The following is a 16,518-nucleotide window of genomic DNA, read 5'->3' on the forward strand; positions in this document are numbered from 1 at the left end:
GGAAGCACGATGTTAACAATTGAAAAATTAAATAAAAGCTTTGACGATACCCAAGTGTTAAAAGAAATTGATTTGACGTTTCAGCCCGGAGAGACAACCGTCATTTTAGGACCATCGGGCTCAGGGAAAAGTACCTTGCTGCGTTCAATTGATTTATTGGAAATGCCTGACAGTGGTCGGATCAAAATCGGTCAGGATGATCTTTCTTTTCCGCAGAATTTGTCCTTTCGGCAATTAAAAGAATATCGAGGTCATTTTAGTATCGTTTTTCAAGCGTATAACCTTTTTCCCCACTTGACAGTGATTCAAAACGTCATGGAAGGTCCTACGCAGGTGAAGAAAATTTCGAAAAATCAAGCACGAGAACAAGCAGAACAGCTTCTGACAAAAGTCGGCTTGTTAGACAAAGCGTCAGAGCATCCGAAACAATTATCTGGTGGACAAATGCAACGGGTTGCGATTGCTCGAGCATTGGCAATGGAGCCGGAATTCATGTTGTATGACGAACCAACTAGTGCACTCGATCCAGAGCTGGCACAAGAAGTTCTGCAGGTTATCAAAGATTTAGCCGAGTCAGGCAATGGCCAGATTGTTGTTACTCATCATTTGGAATTTGCTCGTAAAGTTGCCGATCGCATTGTTTTTCTAGAAGATAGACAAGTGACGTTTGATGGCAGCAGCCAAGCTTTTTTTGCAAGTGAGAGTCCTCGTATCCAACGTTACTTGCAGCAATTTCTATAAACAAAAAGCCGACATCGAATTTGATGTCGGCTTTCTTCATGTTGTTGATCTTGTTTAGTATTTGTTTAATTGGGCTTTTGCTTTTGGTTCTTGGACTTTCACTAAGACCATCTTCGTGATTTCCATCAATAGAACGGCTGAAGTAGCTAAAGCGAGTGCCAAACCAATTTCCTTCAAGGCGAAGGCTGCTGGAATAGCAAAGACTTCACGTAATCCTGGCAGTAATGTCAGACTGAATAGTCCGGCACAAACAAGTATCGCAAGCAGGACCATTTTATTAGAGAACAAACCAACTTGTACGGAAGTTTGTGTATTTGAACGGGCTGCAAAAGTCTGTAATGTCCGACTTAAGATCAAGGTTGAGAAGGCCATCGCAACACCCATTTCAGCTGATTGCAGGTTTCCGATCCATTGGGCGGTGATTACGGCAATGGCGATCAAGATTCCACGATACGTTACAGAAATCAATGTCTTCCCAGTGAAGATTCCGCTGTCTGGATCACGTGGCTGACGCTTCATAATTGTCGGCTCTGCTTTTTCCATCCCTAAAGCGATTGCCGGCAGCGAATCATTGACTAAGTTGATAAATAGTAATTGTAAAGCCGTAAAGGGGTTCGCCCAGCCGATTGCTAAAGCGAAGACGATCGCAATGATCGCGCCTAAGTTTCCAGCAAATAGATAAGCCACGGCTTTTTTGATATTATCAAAAACATTTCGTCCAACTTCAACGGCTTTAATGATCGAGGCAAAGTTATCGTCAGTCAAGACCATGGCGGCAGCATCTTTGGCAACATCCGTTCCGGTACCCATCGCAATACCAATATCGGCTTGCTTCAGGGCAGGGGCATCATTAACGCCGTCACCAGTCATGGCAGAAATTTTCCCCTTAACCTGCCAAGCTCGAACGATCCGGATTTTATTTTCCGGTGAGACACGTGCATAAACAGTGATTTGTTCTAATTGATCGGCTAATTCTGCTTCACTCAACTGGTCCAATTCAGCACCAGTCAATGCTAGGTCACCCTGTTGGAAAATCCCGATCTCTTTAGCGATAGCCACAGCAGTTGTCTTGTGGTCACCAGTGATCATCACTGTCTGAATACCTGCTGAGTTGGCATCAGCGACCGCTTGGAAAACTTCTTCCCGCGGCGGATCGATCATTGCTAGTAAACCGACCAAAACAAGATTTTCTTCATCAGCCAACGTTAATTCATCAGTTGTTACTTCTTTATAAGCAAAGGCTAAAACACGCAGTGCCCGTTCAGAAAAGGCTTCGTTTTGTTTTTGGAAACGCGATTTCAGCTCTGGAGTAAAATCAACGACTTGCCCATCAAGCAAGACTTTCGAGCTGCGTTCAAAGACGATATCAGGACCGCCTTTTGTCACCATTGTTTTCTGCTGATCGATCGTATGAAGCGTCGACATTAATTTCCGATCAGAATCAAAAGGCAGCTCTGCTTCACGGGGATACTTCTCCCGCAATTCACGGTACGATTGATTTTGTTCTTCGCTATAGTCGATCAATGCGATTTCAGTTGGATCACCTAGTTTTGTTCCATCTTCACTGATCGTTGCGTCATTGGCAAGAACGCTGATCTCGATCAACCGTTGCTCATCGGCTTCCCATTGCTTTGGATCACTTGAAAATTCTCCGCTTTGACCATCGGCTAAAAAGTGATCCACAACAGTCATTTTATTTTGGGTCAGTGTACCTGTTTTATCGGTACAAATAATGCTTGTTGAGCCTAATGTCTCTACAGCAGGCAGTTTACGAATGATCGCATGCTGCTTTGCCATTTTCTTTGTTCCTAATGAAAGGACAATTGTGACGATTGATTGCAGCGCTTCGGGAATCGCTGCCACCGCAACGGCAACAGCGAACATGAAGGCATTGACGATGTCTTGCGTCATATCTGCTGAACCGTCTAAGAAAACACGCAGTAATTGAACACCTAAGATCACTAAAGATAGCACCAAGATCGCTATACTTAATTTCTTACTGAAGCGATCCAATCCGCGTTGCAGCGGTGTTTTTTGTTCAGTCGTTGATTCTAGTAAACCAGCGACCTGACCAATCTCAGTTTCACTACCAGTAGCAGTTACTAAGAATTTTCCACGACCATACGTAACGATCGTTCCGCTGAAGACCATATTGACCCGATCACCGATCGGGACATAATTGCTCAATGTTGTGATCTCTTTTTCAGCAGGGGTCGATTCACCGGTCAACATGCCTTCATCGACCTTCAGTGAACCTGCCTCTAATAATCGACCATCGGCGGGCACATAATCCCCAGCTTCCAGAATAACGATGTCACCAGTAACGATATCTTTAGCAGGAATACTTTGCTCTTGTCCTCCGCGAAGAACGCTGGCATCTGGTGCGGAAAGCTTTTTCAACGCATCCAGTGAACCCTCAGCCTTTTTCGTCTGAATAACACTAACAACCGAGTTCAATAGCAGTACGGCTAAGATGACGATCGATTCGACATGAGCGCCCATAATCATCTGAACGACAGCAACGATCAACAGCACGATCACCATCGCGTCTTTGAAGGTCTCTAAAAATAAGGTCAACGAGGATTTCTTCTTCGCTTCTTTTAGTTGGTTTGGACCATTTTCCTGCAGTCGCTTTTGGGCTTCTGCTGGACTTAGACCTTCTGGCACAGTGTTCAAGTCTTTCATTAATTCATCTGTTTCTTGTTGGTACGCGTGTTTCGTCAATTTTTATCCCCCAATAATTTTTTATTTCACTTAGCTCAGCGGCAACATTCTGAATAAACAAAAAGAGACCCAAGGCAAGTGTTTAAACTTGTCTTAGGTCTCACCATTTCATACGATACCAGAAAACCACTGCTGGTTAACTTACTGTTGATATCACAACAACAACGTTGCCGGTTACTCCCCTAAGGAGTTATTAATATGTTTAAATCTTAACGGAAATGATTTTTGATTGCAAGAAAAATGCTGGTTCTACTAAATAAAGTCATCAAATAAGTTAGAAAAGCCTTGATAGTCTCGATTTTCCTGAAGTTATTTAATTTTTCTTAAGCGACTATTTTCCGGCAATGATCGTTTTGATCGTGCTTTCGTCCAAACCTTTTAAAACTTGGATCAGCATTTCCCGGGCAGCATCAAAATCAGCGATGCTGAACATCGTTTGGTGGGTATGGATATAGCGTCCGCAAACGCCAATCACGGTACTTGGAATTCCTTCATTCGCAGTATGCGCGGCACCGGCATCAGTTCCGCCTTTAGAAACAAAGTATTGGTAAGGGATGTTGTGAGTTTCGGCAGTATCTAGTAAATATTCTCGTAAACGAGGAAGCAGGATCATGCCGGGATCTTGGATACGCAAGAGCGTGCCTTCGCCTAAATGACCGAAAGTTCCATTGGTTGTCACTAAATCATCCGCTGCAGAGCAGTCTACCGCGAAAAATAGATCTGGTTGGAATTTTGTAACGGCTGGTTTTGCCCCACGTAGGCCGACTTCTTCTTGAACGTTGGCGCCAGCGATCAATGTGTAATCCAATGTTTCTTTTTGTAATGCCTCTAAGGCTTCTAGCACCACAGTACAGCCGTAACGGTTATCCCATGCTTTACTGATAATATTTTTGCCATTTGCGGTTTTAACTGTTTCGGTTTGGGGAACGATCGTATCACCTGGCAAAACGCCGTATGCCAATGCTTCCTCTTTTGATTCAAAGCCGGCATCAAATAGAATATCTTCAACTTTGATTTGACCTTGTCCGCTGGTTCCCCGTAATAAATGCGGCGGCACGGAAGAGGAGATACACGGATAATTGCCTTTACTAGTTTTTAAAGTAAAACGTTGAGCAGAAACCACATAAGGATTCCAGCCGCCTAATGGCACGACTTTAAATAATCCGCGTGGAGTAATTTCTGTCAGCATGAAGCCGACTTCGTCCATGTGAGCAGCTACCATGACACGTGGTTTGTTTTCCTCAGCTTGACGCAGACCGAAAATACCACCCAAACCGTCTTGCTCGACATCATCCACCAAGGGTGTGATAGCGTCACGCATGTAGCTGCGAATATCTTCTTCAAAGCCGCTGGTACCTTGAAGCTCCGTTAATTCTTTGATTCGTTGAAATGTTTTTTCTTCCATCAATGGTCCTCCTCAAAAGTTAAAATCCGTTCTCATTATAAGCCTTTGGTGTTTTAAAATAAATCAATTCAAAGTCGAGAAATTGTTGATTGCTTTTTTGTAGTGCATTCCCGAAAATCGTCTCAATGATTTCGGCTAACTCTGCTGGTGAAAAATCATCAGCAAAATATTCTTGGAAAAAATCACGACTGATTTCCTCTTGCTTTGTGTAGGAGAAAATTTTTGTGTGATAAGTAATATCCAGCTCGGTAAGGAATATTTTATAGCGTTCGTTTAATAATAAATCAGGATTCTTGTCCTCGTTGGAAGAGAAGAGTTGATCTTCATCTTTTACGACTCTTAGAATGAGACACCAATTTTTACTGACTTGGCAGAAATCCAATAATTCTGCTTTAGTCTGTATAGCAGGATTCATTGCGGTAAAAGCAATGTCATAACTATGTTTGTTCAGATGCAAAAACGTTTCTTGATCTTGCTTGATTAGTTGAACATTTTCATCAGCTTTCGTTCCGGCCAGCTTCAGCATTTCCTTTGAGATATCCATGAGATCATACTTCTTAACGTATTTTTGGAAGGCTGTTAAGTAACGACCTGACCCGCCGGCGAGATCTAAAAAAGACTGGCAGGGAAGAATGTTTTCCTCTAGTAAAAAGTCCCGCAGATCTTCCGCGATCGGAAACGTGGATTCTTGTTGGATGGCTTCATACTCTTCGGCGAATTCATCCCAAAATGTTTCGAGTTCATTCAAATAGTTAGACATAAGAACCTTCTTTCTAATGATCGTATCCAGTATACATTGATACAGCGTAGATAAAAACTATTTCAGTTTTTATTTCTTCATCAACCAGTATAATAAAAGGGGAATTTGATCTTCTGGACATAATCTACTTCAATTTGCTTTACAGCTTCTTTAGAATAGAATGTGGAAAGAGGTGTAGGGATGGAAATTAAACGGAGTGAAAGAGAGGCGCTAATGCCCTTTTTAGATAACATTTTTGAGCAGCAGCACAAGCAGCAATTTGCGAAGGAGATGCCAGAATCATTGGAAGAAACGTGGGCTTTGGGCGCGTGGGTCGAGGATCAGTTAGCGGGAGCGATTGTGGGCAAAAGGCAATATGATACGTTACATATCTCTTTGTTGGGAGTTGATGATATGTACCAGAAATTGGGTGTCGGTTCCAAGCTGATGCAAGCGATGGAAGATCAAGCAGTACGCGAAGCTGTAAAGACGATTACCTTAACCACCAAAGCTTACCAAGCATTAGGTTTCTATTTAAAGAACGGCTTCGAAGTTTTTGGGGAACTGAAGGATGTTCCGATGGTTGGTACGACGAAGTATTATTTGGTCAAAAGAATAAGCAGGGGAGTGTGATTTTTTCACTCGCCTGCTTTTTTAAAAGTAGTAATATTGCACGATCATGATGATAATTAAAACGATAATTCCCGGTAAATAATTCGAGACGCGGATCTTGGTCAGCTTCATGACATTTAATCCGATCGCCAAGATCATCAAACCGCCGATCGCACTGATCTCGGTCATGATGCTATCTAATAATTCCGGCGGTAAATAGCGAACAATAAAGCTGGCAAAAATCGTGATGATTCCTTGATAGATCAAGACTGGAAAGGCGGAAAAAAGCACACCGATGCCTAGTGACGCCGTCAGCATAATCGACATAAAGCCATCCATGACCGCTTTAGTAAATAAGGTCTGGTGGTTGCCAGCTACGCCACTTTCAATCGCGCCAATGATACCCATCGAGCCGATCACATAAATCAAGGTGGCAGTCACGAAACCCTCCGCGAAATTGCCATTGCCGCGGGCAAAGCGTTTTTCTAAAAGCAAACCTAAATTGGTCATGGAATCCTCGATTTTTAGAAATTCACCGATCATTCCGCCTAAACAAATGCTGATAATAATAATCGTAAAAGAGGTGGTCTGCATCGACATCTGGATCGCTAAAGCAATCGTTCCTAACGCAATCCCCTTCGTTACTGTTTCCTTTGTTTGCTCAGTAATATTTCGTAAAACAATCCCAGATAAACTCCCCGCAACAATTGCCAGAAAGTTGACAAATGACCCCAACAACAACATAACCCTCACCCGTTTCTATGAAATTCATTAGAAAATAATTAAACCTTGTTTAGCACTCATCTTACCACGAGTGGAATTTTTTTTGAATAGGAATAAAAAAACTGCAAACAACTTCTATTAAAAGAAGTGTTTACAGTCTATTGGACAAATGATTATTGCGCGGCCTTTTCACGTTCCCGTTTGGCTAAGGTCGGCATAATAAATCCTAAACCAATTAATACGACGATGCCGACAATGTTAATGATTAGTTCGTGCCAGAACAAACTAGAGCCATAAGGGGCATCCTGCGGCAGGATACCGAACAAAGTAGCAATGACGGTAACCGCCAGACACCAGCCGCCAACAAAGACGGCCATCCGATCATTCTTGATAAAGACATAGTCTGATTGAAATTTTTGACTATCTAAACGAATCCGAATAAAGGCGTAGAAAATCCAACACGTGACACCGGGAGAAATAATACCGTTTAGATTTAACAGCCAGTTGAAGATGTCATTCATCTCGGGTAAGAAGACGCCTAATAATAGAATGAAGGCGCTCAAAGCAGTTGTTAAAATATACCCATTGATAGGTAAACCCTCCGCATTCAGCTTGGTTAAATTCTTCGGCATGAACTGTTTTCCGGTATCGGAGATCAGCATGCGGGTCATGGCGTCTAGCAGGACAGCTAGCAGGGCACACATATAGATAATTTGCGTGACTGCAAAAACGTACATCAAGGAGTTGCCTAAATGGAAGAATTCTCCTAAACGCTGAAAGGCATAATACGAGCCATTCATTTTTAGATTATTTGGCAAATGATGGGCGTTAAAGAAGACACCTAAAGAAAATGAACCAAAGACCGTCAAGAAGATGGTCATCACCGTCAGCATGATCATCGCTTTTGGAAATTCCCTTTGTGGCTTGCGCATCCGGGTCACGAATGGAGCAACTAGTTCCGCACCATTAATAGCATAGATCAACAGCCCGATCGTGGTTAGATAATGGAGATCAAATTTCGGAATGACCGCTCCCAGATTCATCGGCTGTGTTTCAATGTGCCCATTTGGCATAAATAGGGAAGCAAAGGTCATGAAGACGAACAAAATCGCCATGATGAACATGGCCCCGCCGCCTAAAGTACTCAATACTTCCAACGATTTTTTAAAATGGCGTTGCAGGAAAATGAAGGCTAAAAAGACACAGAAGGTCAATAGCGCGAACATCGAATTAGACATTTTGTCTTCCATTGAATCGTTGCCGTTTACTAGCCAGCCGAAGCCGACGACGACAGCATTTGCGGTATCGACGACGTAAGGGATCGACGCCGCCCAATAAGTCCACGCCGTGAAATAACCCAAGCGATCACCGCTAGTTCCTCGAACCCATGAGGTCAGTCCACCACCTTCATGGTTAAAAACCGATCCCAGCTGTCCAACCATCAGCGAGTAAGGAATCACATATAATAGCAGTAAAATTATCCAAGAAGTAATGACTCCCAAGCCCTGATTGGCGAAGTTATAAATAATATCATCAAATCCGATGACGGTGACAAACGACATCATGGCTAGCACAGGCCATGAGATAAAACTTTTCTTTTCCTCGATCATATAAAATGCTCCTTCAAAATAGTTTAGGCAAATGATTTCGTCAGAGCTAATGATGGAGGCTTATTTCGATACCCCACGAAGCTCCCCTTTCTGTTCACAAAATACGATCTATCATCCCATAAAAAAATAAATAATGCCAACAAAAAACTGTTTTTCATTGATAGTTTAGCATAGATTCATTTTTGGGACAGAATCCGCCATTTGAAAGCTCTTTCTGTTCAATCCCGATTTTTTTGGCTATACTGGTATAGTAGAAAAGGAGGGCGTTCATATGAATGAATTTTTAGCCGAAGAAGAAGAGAAATCAGAAGAAAAAAATCCGATGATGTTAAAATTGTTAAAGCAGCGGACAATTTTGATTTATGGTGAGATCAATCAAGATCTGGCAAAGACAGTGACGGAACAATTGCTTTATTTATCCGCAGTTAGTGACGAACCGATTACGATGTTTATCAACAGTCAAGGTGGTCACGTAGAGTCTGGCGACACAATCCATGACATGATCCGCTTCATTAAACCAAAAGTAAAAGTAATCGGAACCGGTTGGGTCGCAAGTGCTGGGATTACGATTTATTTAGCAGCGGATAAAAGAAATCGTTACAGCCTGCCGAATACTCGTTACATGATCCATCAACCAGCGGGGGGCGTTCAAGGTCAATCGACGGAGATCCAGATCGAAGCCAAAGAAATTTTGCGCATGCGTAAACGGGTGAACAAATTGATCGCTAAAGCAACTGGTCAAACTCTGGAACAAATTGAAAAAGATACGGATCGTAATTTCTGGTTATCAGCAGAAGAAGCCAAAGATTACGGCATCGTCGGAAAAATCGTTGAATCTGACACAGCAATCAAATAGTAAAAAGTGATCGTGACTGCTATCAATCAGACTGGCAGAAACAATAGTGAACACCTAGAGCAGAATGAATTTCTGTTTTAGGTGTTTTTTTGTTAAACCAGAGCAGCCAGACAACTAATTACCGTTTTTAGGTTTAAAAGTAGTAAAAACAGGAAACAGAAGGGAATGATCATTTTTCGTGAGTCATTTTCCTACTTTTGAGAAAAACCGATAGACAAGAAAATGTGAATCTGCTAATGTTAGAAGAAAAATAAATTTTGATGTGAAAATTTTAAGGAGGAATAAATTTGGGTGCTAAATTAAAAGAGTTATTAGGATTGCCTTCTTTGCGTGAAGCTCAACTAATGAGTGGACAAAATTGCTTAAATCAAACGGTGACATCCTTGTCTTTCTTGGATATATCAGATATGGATGATTATGCGGCTTTGCTTGAAACCAATGAATATCACTCCGGTGAGCTGGCGCTGACTTCTTTTTTCAACATCAAAGACGACGTAACGAAGCAATGCGAAACGATTCGTCGGTTACATAAAATGGGCGAGATGGGGATCATTCTCTATTACGTAGGGATCGTGGTACCCAAGCTATCATCCAAAGTGATCCAAACGGCGGAGGAGTTAGATTTTGTGATCATTCAAATGCCGAAAAATCAAAGTCAGATTCGCTACAGCGAGGTGATCGTTGAGGTCACGGCAGAAATTTTGAAGGCTCGTCCAACAGAAAACATCGTTAATGAAGTTCTAGAAAAGGCCTCGTTGCTGCCGGAGCATCTGCGGACTGTGGAAGTGACTTTACGGCTGCTTTCCGATCTTTTGCGCACCAACATTATTTTGACCAATCCAGATAATGAAGTGATCAATCAGATCAAATGGCCGCGGAATTCTTCCGTTGATCTGGAAAGATTGCTGCGTAGAGTCGTAGTAGAGGATGGCAAGCAAGTAGAAAAAAATGATTTTGGGATTTTTTACAAGGAGCTTTACCACAAGGAAAATGGCGTCCTGCGTTTTTATTTATTGAAGGAGCATGAGCTATTAACCGAAGCCGAGTGTGGACAATCGGTCGAGCTGCTTCAAGTCGCGATGAATTTGTGGGGCAAGAAGCATGGTGAAGTCAGCGAGTATGCCTTGGTGCAGGCCATCTTGAATGATGAAAGCGAAAAAATGTATCGCTTAGCCAATCATTTGAAGATCGATGTCAAAGGGATCGGTCTGATGTGGCTGCTGCAATTGAATGATCTTAGAGAAGAAAAGAAGCTGAAGGAAGATATTCTGGCGTATGCCACTAAGTTTTACAAAACGTGTGTGGCCCAATTAATTGATGATCAGCTGATCGTATTACTAGGAAATTACTGCCATAATGATTCCGAATTGGAGCTGGGAGAAGCTTACCTTCAGGCCAGTCCTTATCAGGACTCGATCGACAGTATCGTCTTGTGTCCACGACTGCGGAATACTACGGATGTGCGAATGACCTATCAATTAGTCAATAAAGTCGCGTTGCAGCTGCCGAAGTTATTCCATGGAAAGAAGAGCTTTTCCATCAGCGAGATTCGCCAAGTCGCCTATGCCACTAAGCTGATCCAAGCTGGGGAAGCCGAAGTGGAAGAAACCTTGAGTGTACTAGCACCGATCATGGATAGCAAGGAGCAACTGATGACGTTATGCAGCTTTCTGTTGGATGCTGGCGCTGATTTTCAAGTATGCAGCGAGCAGCTGTTTATCCATAAAAATACGGTGAAATATCGAATCAAAAAGATCAGTGAGGCGTTAGGCTACAATGTTATGCGTTTTTCTGAGAGCTATGAATGCTATGTTGCCTGCTTGACCTATCGTTTAATCAGTCTATAGAATGCAAAAAGTAGCGACCCGAAAATGTGGTTGCTACTTTTTGGTTATGTCTTTCGTAGTTTAGTAGGTTTGAAGTGAAGTCACATACACTGAACAAAACTAATGACTAGGTGGTTTAGTACAATGACATGCGAGGCGAAACTCAAACTCACTGTTCCATGGGCATGGAAAAATGACTGCCTTATAAGAGCGCTAATAACGCATCAATGTCTGCTTCCTTTGTAGCCCAGCTAGTCGCAAAACGAATTACGGTATGGGTGTCATCGTATTGTTCCCAGAAACCAAAGGCCACAGATTTTTTCAGTTCTTCCATTTGGCTATTCTCCAGGATGATGAACTGCTGATTGGTAGGCGATTCCAAATAGAAGCGGTAATTTTTTTCAGCCAGTCCTTTTTTCAAGCGCATCGCCATGTCGATCGCATGCTTACTGATCTCAAAATACAACTGATCTGTAAATAAAGTGTCGAATTGCAGTCCCAGCAGTCGTCCTTTGGCTAACAGTGCGCCCTGTTGTTTCATATGAGCGATAAAATATTCTGGTAAATTATTTTTCGTAAAAACGATAGCTTCTCCTAATAAAGCTCCGACTTTGGTCCCGCCGATATAAAAGACATCACAGTATTCCGCGATCAGCGGCAAGGTCAAGTCCGATTCTGGACTGGCTAGCCCATAGCCTAAACGGGCACCATCCATAAAGAGCGGGATTTTATATTCGCGACAGACTTCAGAGATGTTTTTCAATTCTTCTTTGGAATACAAGGTGCCATACTCTGTTGGATGAGATAAGTAGACCATTCCCGGGAAAACCATGAACTCGCGATTATCATCTGCCCAAAATTGCTCAAGGTAATTCCGAATCTGCTGTGCGGAAATTTTTCCATTGTTTTGCGGCAGACTCAACACCTTATGCCCAGAAAATTCGATCGCGCCTGTTTCATGGGTTGTGATGTGTCCTGTTTCAGGAGCGATCACGCCTTCGATCTTTTTCAATAAAGAGGCGATGACTAACGCATTGGTCATTGTGCCGCCAGCGATGAAATAGACATCTGCCTCAGGGCATAAACAGGCTTGTCGAATTTTTTCGACAGCGGAAGCTGAATACTTATCTCGACCATAGCCACTTAGTTTTTCTTCATTGGTTTCAAGTAAACGCTGTAGAATCTTTTCATGGGCACCTTCTAAATAATCGCTTTCAAAATTTAACATAAAGAGCTCCTTCCGTTGCTGTTTCGTTCTATTGTATTGTAGCAGATTGGAAGGTGGCGAAAATAGAGAAAAAGGCATGCGAACCAAAATTGTTCACATGCCTTGTCGAAATTATAGTTCAATTGTTTCTCCAACAGCCATGACTTTACCGACATTCTCCGGCAAAAGCTTAATAAATGCTTCCGGATCTTGTTTGATGACTGGGAAAGTATTGTAATGAATCGGTACGACTTGCTTAGCCTTTAAACGTTTAGCTGCACTGGCTGCTTCTTCAGGTCCCATCGTGAAATTATCGCCGATCGGCAGGAAGGCGATATCGATACCAAAGGCTTCACCAAAGAGTGCCATGTCGCCGAAGTTTGAGGTATCACCAGCATGATAGATCGTTTTTCCTTCTGCTTGTACAATAAAGCCAGCTGGTTCTCCCATATAAATCATCTGTCCATCTACTTCGTACCCTGAGCTGTGTTGGGCGTGGACCATTTTCACGCGACCGAAAGGAAAATCAAATTTGCCCCCGATGTTCATGCCATGGGTCTTTTTCACACCGTTGTTCTCAGCGAAGCTGCAAATTTCGACATTGCTGATAACCGTGGCATCGTTGCGCTTTGCGATCGGAACCATGTCACCAATGTGGTCACTGTGTCCATGGGTGATCAAGAGCCAATCTGTTTCCACTTCATCAGCTGTTAAATCAGTCAAGGAATTCCCTGTAATAAATGGATCGAACAAGACTTTTTGACCATCTTCCATAGTGATTGATAAAACTGAGTGACCATGATAAGTAATTTTCATATCACATTCCTCTCTTTCTACATAATCATTATATCGAAGACCGCCGATATAATGTAAGCTTTTGCTTTACACTGAAATCAGATAAACTATAAGAAAGATATAGAATACGGAGGGAAAAGTATGCAACTGATGATTGATCCGAAAGTGAAAGAACAAGGCGTATCAATAGCTTACAGTGTCATCGAGTTTAAAAATGACGCTCACAATGAAAAACTCTGGCAGGATATACTAAATCCATTGCTTAGAGAAATTGAATTGAATGATACCTTGGATACCATCAAGGAAGATCCGCAAATAACTGCAACCAAAAAAATCTATCGCGTTTTAGGAAAAGACCCTGCTCGTTTTCGACCTTCATCAGACAGTTTATGGCGACGGGTCGTTCAGAAAAAAGGACTCTATCAGATCAATGCACTAGTTGATTTGAATAATTACTTCTCATTAAAATGGAAGCTGCCTTTTGGTGCCTACGATTTAAAAAAGGTCTCGGAACCGATCCAATTAACAGTGGGAGCAGCAGAGGCGCGGTATGCCGGGATCGGCAACAAATCCGTCAATATTGAGAATCTGTTGGTATTATCTGACGAAGCAGGACCATTCGGTAGTCCAACAGCGGATTCGACACGAGGAATGATCGCTGAAGAGACGACACGGGCTTTACTGGTTGGCTATCAATTTGAGGATGAAACGGTGGTTGATCAAGCAGAAGTAAAAGCGGTTTTAGGGAATTACCTGTCTGATTGCCAAGTTATTGAACAAGGGGTCATTTAATAAAACGAGGCAAAATTTCTGCCTCGTTTCTTATTCCCAATTTTTACAAACATCGATCCATTGTTTGAATTGCGTGTATTTTTCTAATTCTGGAATCGTTAATTCAATCGCGTTGTTTGAATCGCCGCAAGCGGGAAAGACGCTCTCGAAGCGTTTCAAGGATTCGTCTAGATACACGTCGATCCCTTTGTTGATCCCAAAAGGACAAACACCGCCGACTGGATGACCGATGATTGCTTCTACCTCATCGGCTTTCAGCATCAACGCTCGTTCGCCAAAAGCGGCTTTGAATTTTGGGTTATCGATCTTTGCATCCCCAGCAGTAACGATCAGGATACTTTTGTCGGCTTTTTTTAATTTGAAGGACAGTGTTTTTGCGATACGTTCTGGTGCACAGTTCAGTGCTTGTGCCGCCAATTCGACCGTAGCACTGGAGACGGGAAATTCTTGGATGCGCTCGGCCATTCCATATTGTGAGAAATATTTTTTTACAGCTTCAACAGACATACAGTTTCCTCCTTGTTTATTAACTAATAATGATACACGCTTTGCTGAAGGTAGTAAATGGTATTTGTTAGAATAGAAGAAGAGACGCTTACGGAAGGAATCAGAGATGAAAGAGGACAAGAAGAAATTATTAGCCAAAGTGGCTTACATGTATTATGAACAAGAATTGACCCAGGCTCAGATTGCTAAAGAATTAGCGATTTATCGGACAACAGTCAGCCGGATGTTGAGTCAGGCGAAATCAGCAGGTATCGTCGAGATCAAAATCAATCATTTTGATGCCAGTTTGTTTGAGCTGGAGGAACAGTTGAAGCGTGCCTTTGGTTTGACGGCTGTTGAATTGGTTCCGACCGAAAGTGATACGAGTGAAGAAGCTAAGGAAGAGCGATTGGCGGAAGCAGCCGGCGCTTGGATTCGGCGTCAATTAGCTGATGAAATGGTTGTTGGTTTGTCTTGGGGTGCCAGTGTGGGGCGAGCGGTGAACAAGATCGATCAGAAACAATTATCGGATGTTTCAGTTGTACCGATAGTCGGCGGACCGAGCCATATAAATTCCCGCTATCATGTCAATACCTTAGTCTATGAGTTGGCACGCAAGCTAAACGGCAATAGTCTATTTGTTAATGCGACGGTGATCCAAGAAAGCAAAGAGCTGGCCGAAGGAATTTTTAATTCGAAATATTTCCACGATCTAAAAGAATATTGGAAACGGCTGGACTTAGTCATCGTCGGCGTCGGTGGTCCCTTGAGCTACCATAAAAGTCAGTGGCGGGATCTGTTGTCGCCCGCCGACTATGAAGAATTGAAATTGCGGGAAGCGGTCGGGGATTGTTGCTGCCGTTTTTATGATGGAGAGGGAAAGCTGCTGAAGGGAGAGTTGAATCAGCGTACAATCGGTTTGACCTTGGATGAGTTAGCAGATGTTCCTCAGTCTGTGGGGATTGCTCGCGGCATCTCGAAAGCCCGCTCGATCGTTCCGCTACTGAAAAAAGGCTATCTCAAAACATTAATCACCGATCAAGAGACCGCGCAAGAGATTTTACGATTGAATCAACGAAAGTAGTTTTTTTATAGAAAATGCACATTTGTGCGATTATCCGAAAAGATTGATTGGCGAAAGGCTTGCTGTAAAGCTTTTCGCTTTTTTTGACGAGTGAGTGCGGAAATAATTGATCAGAGGTGCTATGCTTGTTCTATAGAAAAGAGTAAGGGAGTTTTCAATAATGGAATTTATGCTAGACACAGCCAATCTTGCTGATATTAAAAAATTTGCTGATTTTATGCCGATCGCAGGTGTTACCTCTAATCCATCGATCGTGAAAAAGGAAGGGAAGATCGATTTCTTCCAACATATGAAGGAGATTCGCGGCATCATCGGTGAACATCGTTCATTGCACGTACAAGTCGTAGCCACCGATTATGATGGAATCATCAAGGACGCAGAAACGATCTTAGCCAATATCGACCAAAAAGTGTTTATTAAGATTCCTGTGAACGAACCTGGTTTAAAAGCAATCAAAGAATTAAAACGGCGCGGCATCAATGTTACTGCGACAGCAATCTATACCAAGTTTCAGGCTTACTTAGCAATCGCGGCTGGGGCTGATTATATCGCGCCTTACTTCAATCGAATGGAGAACTTGAACATCGATCCGCGGGAAGCAATTTTTGAAATGGCTGAGGAAATCGCTCGTACGAAGAGCGAAACAAAAATTTTGGCAGCCAGCTTCAAGAACGTAGGGCAAGTCAATGCAGCATTAGAAAACGGCAGCCAAGCGGCAACAATGGGTGTTGATATCATTCAGCAAGCCTTAGCAATGCCGTCAATCGCACAAGCAGTCACAGATTTTACAGGTGATTGGGAAGAAATTTTCGGCGAAGGAACCACAGTCGCTGATTTATAGCAGCTTCATTAACAGACAGTTGAGGCTGTCTGTTTTTTTGACTCGAGTGAACTATATTTTACTTAAGAGTTTGCGAG

General features: G+C 42.6%; 15 protein-coding genes. 7 read left to right on the forward strand and 8 right to left on the reverse strand.

What is annotated here, in order from left to right:
• Positions 1-9: 9 nt before the first annotated feature.
• Positions 10-741: an amino acid ABC transporter ATP-binding protein gene (locus tag AC4J95_RS14825; RefSeq protein ID WP_494550538.1), complete on the forward strand. Its 732-nt coding sequence runs from the start codon at positions 10-12 to the stop codon at positions 739-741.
• A gap of 54 nt (positions 742-795) precedes the next feature.
• Here the strand turns inward: AC4J95_RS14825 and AC4J95_RS14830 are convergent, their stop codons facing one another.
• From AC4J95_RS14830 to AC4J95_RS14840, 3 genes are all read right to left on the reverse strand, one after another.
• Positions 796-3,465 (reverse strand): cation-translocating P-type ATPase, encoded by a 2,670-nt coding sequence (locus tag AC4J95_RS14830; RefSeq protein WP_494550539.1) that lies wholly within the window; start codon positions 3,463-3,465, stop codon positions 796-798.
• Positions 3,466-3,796: 331 nt separating this feature from the next.
• The gene (gene pepA, locus AC4J95_RS14835) at positions 3,797-4,870 is read right to left on the reverse strand and encodes a glutamyl aminopeptidase (protein ID WP_494550540.1); all 1,074 of its coding nucleotides are present in this window, start codon (positions 4,868-4,870) and stop codon (positions 3,797-3,799) included.
• Positions 4,871-4,889: 19 nt separating this feature from the next.
• The gene (locus AC4J95_RS14840; RefSeq protein ID WP_494550541.1) at positions 4,890-5,630 is read right to left on the reverse strand and encodes a class I SAM-dependent methyltransferase; all 741 of its coding nucleotides are present in this window, start codon (positions 5,628-5,630) and stop codon (positions 4,890-4,892) included.
• Between the two features lie 180 nt (positions 5,631-5,810).
• Here AC4J95_RS14840 and AC4J95_RS14845 point away from each other — a divergent pair, with 180 nt between their 5' ends.
• A complete protein-coding gene (locus tag AC4J95_RS14845) occupies positions 5,811-6,242 on the forward strand; it encodes a GNAT family N-acetyltransferase (protein ID WP_494550542.1) in 432 nt (143 codons plus the stop codon).
• A gap of 21 nt (positions 6,243-6,263) precedes the next feature.
• Here the strand turns inward: AC4J95_RS14845 and AC4J95_RS14850 are convergent, their stop codons facing one another.
• Positions 6,264-6,965, reverse strand: coding sequence for a DUF554 domain-containing protein (locus AC4J95_RS14850; RefSeq protein ID WP_494550543.1), 702 nt, complete (start codon positions 6,963-6,965; stop codon positions 6,264-6,266).
• Positions 6,966-7,117: 152 nt separating this feature from the next.
• The gene (locus AC4J95_RS14855) at positions 7,118-8,554 is read right to left on the reverse strand and encodes an amino acid permease (RefSeq protein WP_494550544.1); all 1,437 of its coding nucleotides are present in this window, start codon (positions 8,552-8,554) and stop codon (positions 7,118-7,120) included.
• 271 nt (positions 8,555-8,825) lie between these two features.
• Here AC4J95_RS14855 and AC4J95_RS14860 point away from each other — a divergent pair, with 271 nt between their 5' ends.
• Positions 8,826-9,410 carry an ATP-dependent Clp protease proteolytic subunit gene (locus AC4J95_RS14860; RefSeq protein WP_316401111.1) on the forward strand — a complete coding sequence of 195 codons (585 nt, stop codon included), beginning with the start codon at positions 8,826-8,828 and terminating at the stop codon, positions 9,408-9,410.
• Positions 9,411-9,697: 287 nt separating this feature from the next.
• On the forward strand, positions 9,698-11,257 hold the full coding sequence (locus AC4J95_RS14865) for a PucR family transcriptional regulator (protein WP_494550545.1): 1,560 nt from the start codon (positions 9,698-9,700) through the stop codon (positions 11,255-11,257).
• A 181-nt stretch (positions 11,258-11,438) separates the two neighbouring features.
• On the opposite strand, the gene AC4J95_RS14870 is transcribed toward AC4J95_RS14865, so the two are convergent.
• Both AC4J95_RS14870 and AC4J95_RS14875 read right to left on the reverse strand, forming a co-directional pair.
• Positions 11,439-12,464: a threonine aldolase family protein gene (locus AC4J95_RS14870; protein ID WP_316401109.1), complete on the reverse strand. Its 1,026-nt coding sequence runs from the start codon at positions 12,462-12,464 to the stop codon at positions 11,439-11,441.
• A 111-nt stretch (positions 12,465-12,575) separates the two neighbouring features.
• On the reverse strand, positions 12,576-13,259 hold the full coding sequence (locus AC4J95_RS14875) for a metal-dependent hydrolase (protein ID WP_316401108.1): 684 nt from the start codon (positions 13,257-13,259) through the stop codon (positions 12,576-12,578).
• A 120-nt stretch (positions 13,260-13,379) separates the two neighbouring features.
• On the opposite strand from AC4J95_RS14875, the gene AC4J95_RS14880 reads away from it, so the two are divergent.
• Complete coding sequence (locus AC4J95_RS14880; protein ID WP_316401107.1) at positions 13,380-14,030, forward strand: B3/B4 domain-containing protein; 651 nt, start codon at positions 13,380-13,382, stop codon at positions 14,028-14,030.
• Positions 14,031-14,060: 30 nt separating this feature from the next.
• On the opposite strand, the gene AC4J95_RS14885 is transcribed toward AC4J95_RS14880, so the two are convergent.
• On the reverse strand, positions 14,061-14,537 hold the full coding sequence (locus tag AC4J95_RS14885; RefSeq protein WP_316401106.1) for a YbaK/EbsC family protein: 477 nt from the start codon (positions 14,535-14,537) through the stop codon (positions 14,061-14,063).
• A gap of 106 nt (positions 14,538-14,643) precedes the next feature.
• Here AC4J95_RS14885 and AC4J95_RS14890 point away from each other — a divergent pair, with 106 nt between their 5' ends.
• Positions 14,644-15,600, forward strand: a complete 957-nt coding sequence (locus AC4J95_RS14890) for a sugar-binding transcriptional regulator (protein ID WP_494550546.1) — start codon at positions 14,644-14,646, stop codon at positions 15,598-15,600.
• A 160-nt stretch (positions 15,601-15,760) separates the two neighbouring features.
• The gene (locus AC4J95_RS14895; protein ID WP_494550547.1) at positions 15,761-16,441 is read left to right on the forward strand and encodes a fructose-6-phosphate aldolase; all 681 of its coding nucleotides are present in this window, start codon (positions 15,761-15,763) and stop codon (positions 16,439-16,441) included.
• The last annotated feature ends 77 nt before the right edge of the window (positions 16,442-16,518 follow it).

The organism is Enterococcus sp. GPZ-007, assembly GCF_059374735.1.

What these genes read in the sequence shown, in the direction of transcription:
- AC4J95_RS14825 (WP_494550538.1), top strand. Translation starts at nt 10, where the DNA reads ATGTTAACAATTGAAAAATTAAATAAAAGCTTTGACGATACCCAAGTG.
- pepA (WP_494550540.1), bottom strand. Translation starts at nt 4,870, where the DNA reads ATGGAAGAAAAAACATTTCAACGAATCAAAGAATTAACGGAGCTTCAA.
- AC4J95_RS14840 (WP_494550541.1), bottom strand. Translation starts at nt 5,630, where the DNA reads ATGTCTAACTATTTGAATGAACTCGAAACATTTTGGGATGAATTCGCC.
- AC4J95_RS14845 (WP_494550542.1), top strand. Translation starts at nt 5,811, where the DNA reads ATGGAAATTAAACGGAGTGAAAGAGAGGCGCTAATGCCCTTTTTAGAT.
- AC4J95_RS14850 (WP_494550543.1), bottom strand. Translation starts at nt 6,965, where the DNA reads ATGTTGTTGTTGGGGTCATTTGTCAACTTTCTGGCAATTGTTGCGGGG.
- AC4J95_RS14855 (WP_494550544.1), bottom strand. Translation starts at nt 8,554, where the DNA reads ATGATCGAGGAAAAGAAAAGTTTTATCTCATGGCCTGTGCTAGCCATG.
- AC4J95_RS14860 (WP_316401111.1), top strand. Translation starts at nt 8,826, where the DNA reads ATGAATGAATTTTTAGCCGAAGAAGAAGAGAAATCAGAAGAAAAAAAT.
- AC4J95_RS14870 (WP_316401109.1), bottom strand. Translation starts at nt 12,464, where the DNA reads ATGTTAAATTTTGAAAGCGATTATTTAGAAGGTGCCCATGAAAAGATT.
- AC4J95_RS14875 (WP_316401108.1), bottom strand. Translation starts at nt 13,259, where the DNA reads ATGAAAATTACTTATCATGGTCACTCAGTTTTATCAATCACTATGGAA.
- AC4J95_RS14880 (WP_316401107.1), top strand. Translation starts at nt 13,380, where the DNA reads ATGCAACTGATGATTGATCCGAAAGTGAAAGAACAAGGCGTATCAATA.
- AC4J95_RS14885 (WP_316401106.1), bottom strand. Translation starts at nt 14,537, where the DNA reads ATGTCTGTTGAAGCTGTAAAAAAATATTTCTCACAATATGGAATGGCC.
- AC4J95_RS14890 (WP_494550546.1), top strand. Translation starts at nt 14,644, where the DNA reads ATGAAAGAGGACAAGAAGAAATTATTAGCCAAAGTGGCTTACATGTAT.
- AC4J95_RS14895 (WP_494550547.1), top strand. Translation starts at nt 15,761, where the DNA reads ATGGAATTTATGCTAGACACAGCCAATCTTGCTGATATTAAAAAATTT.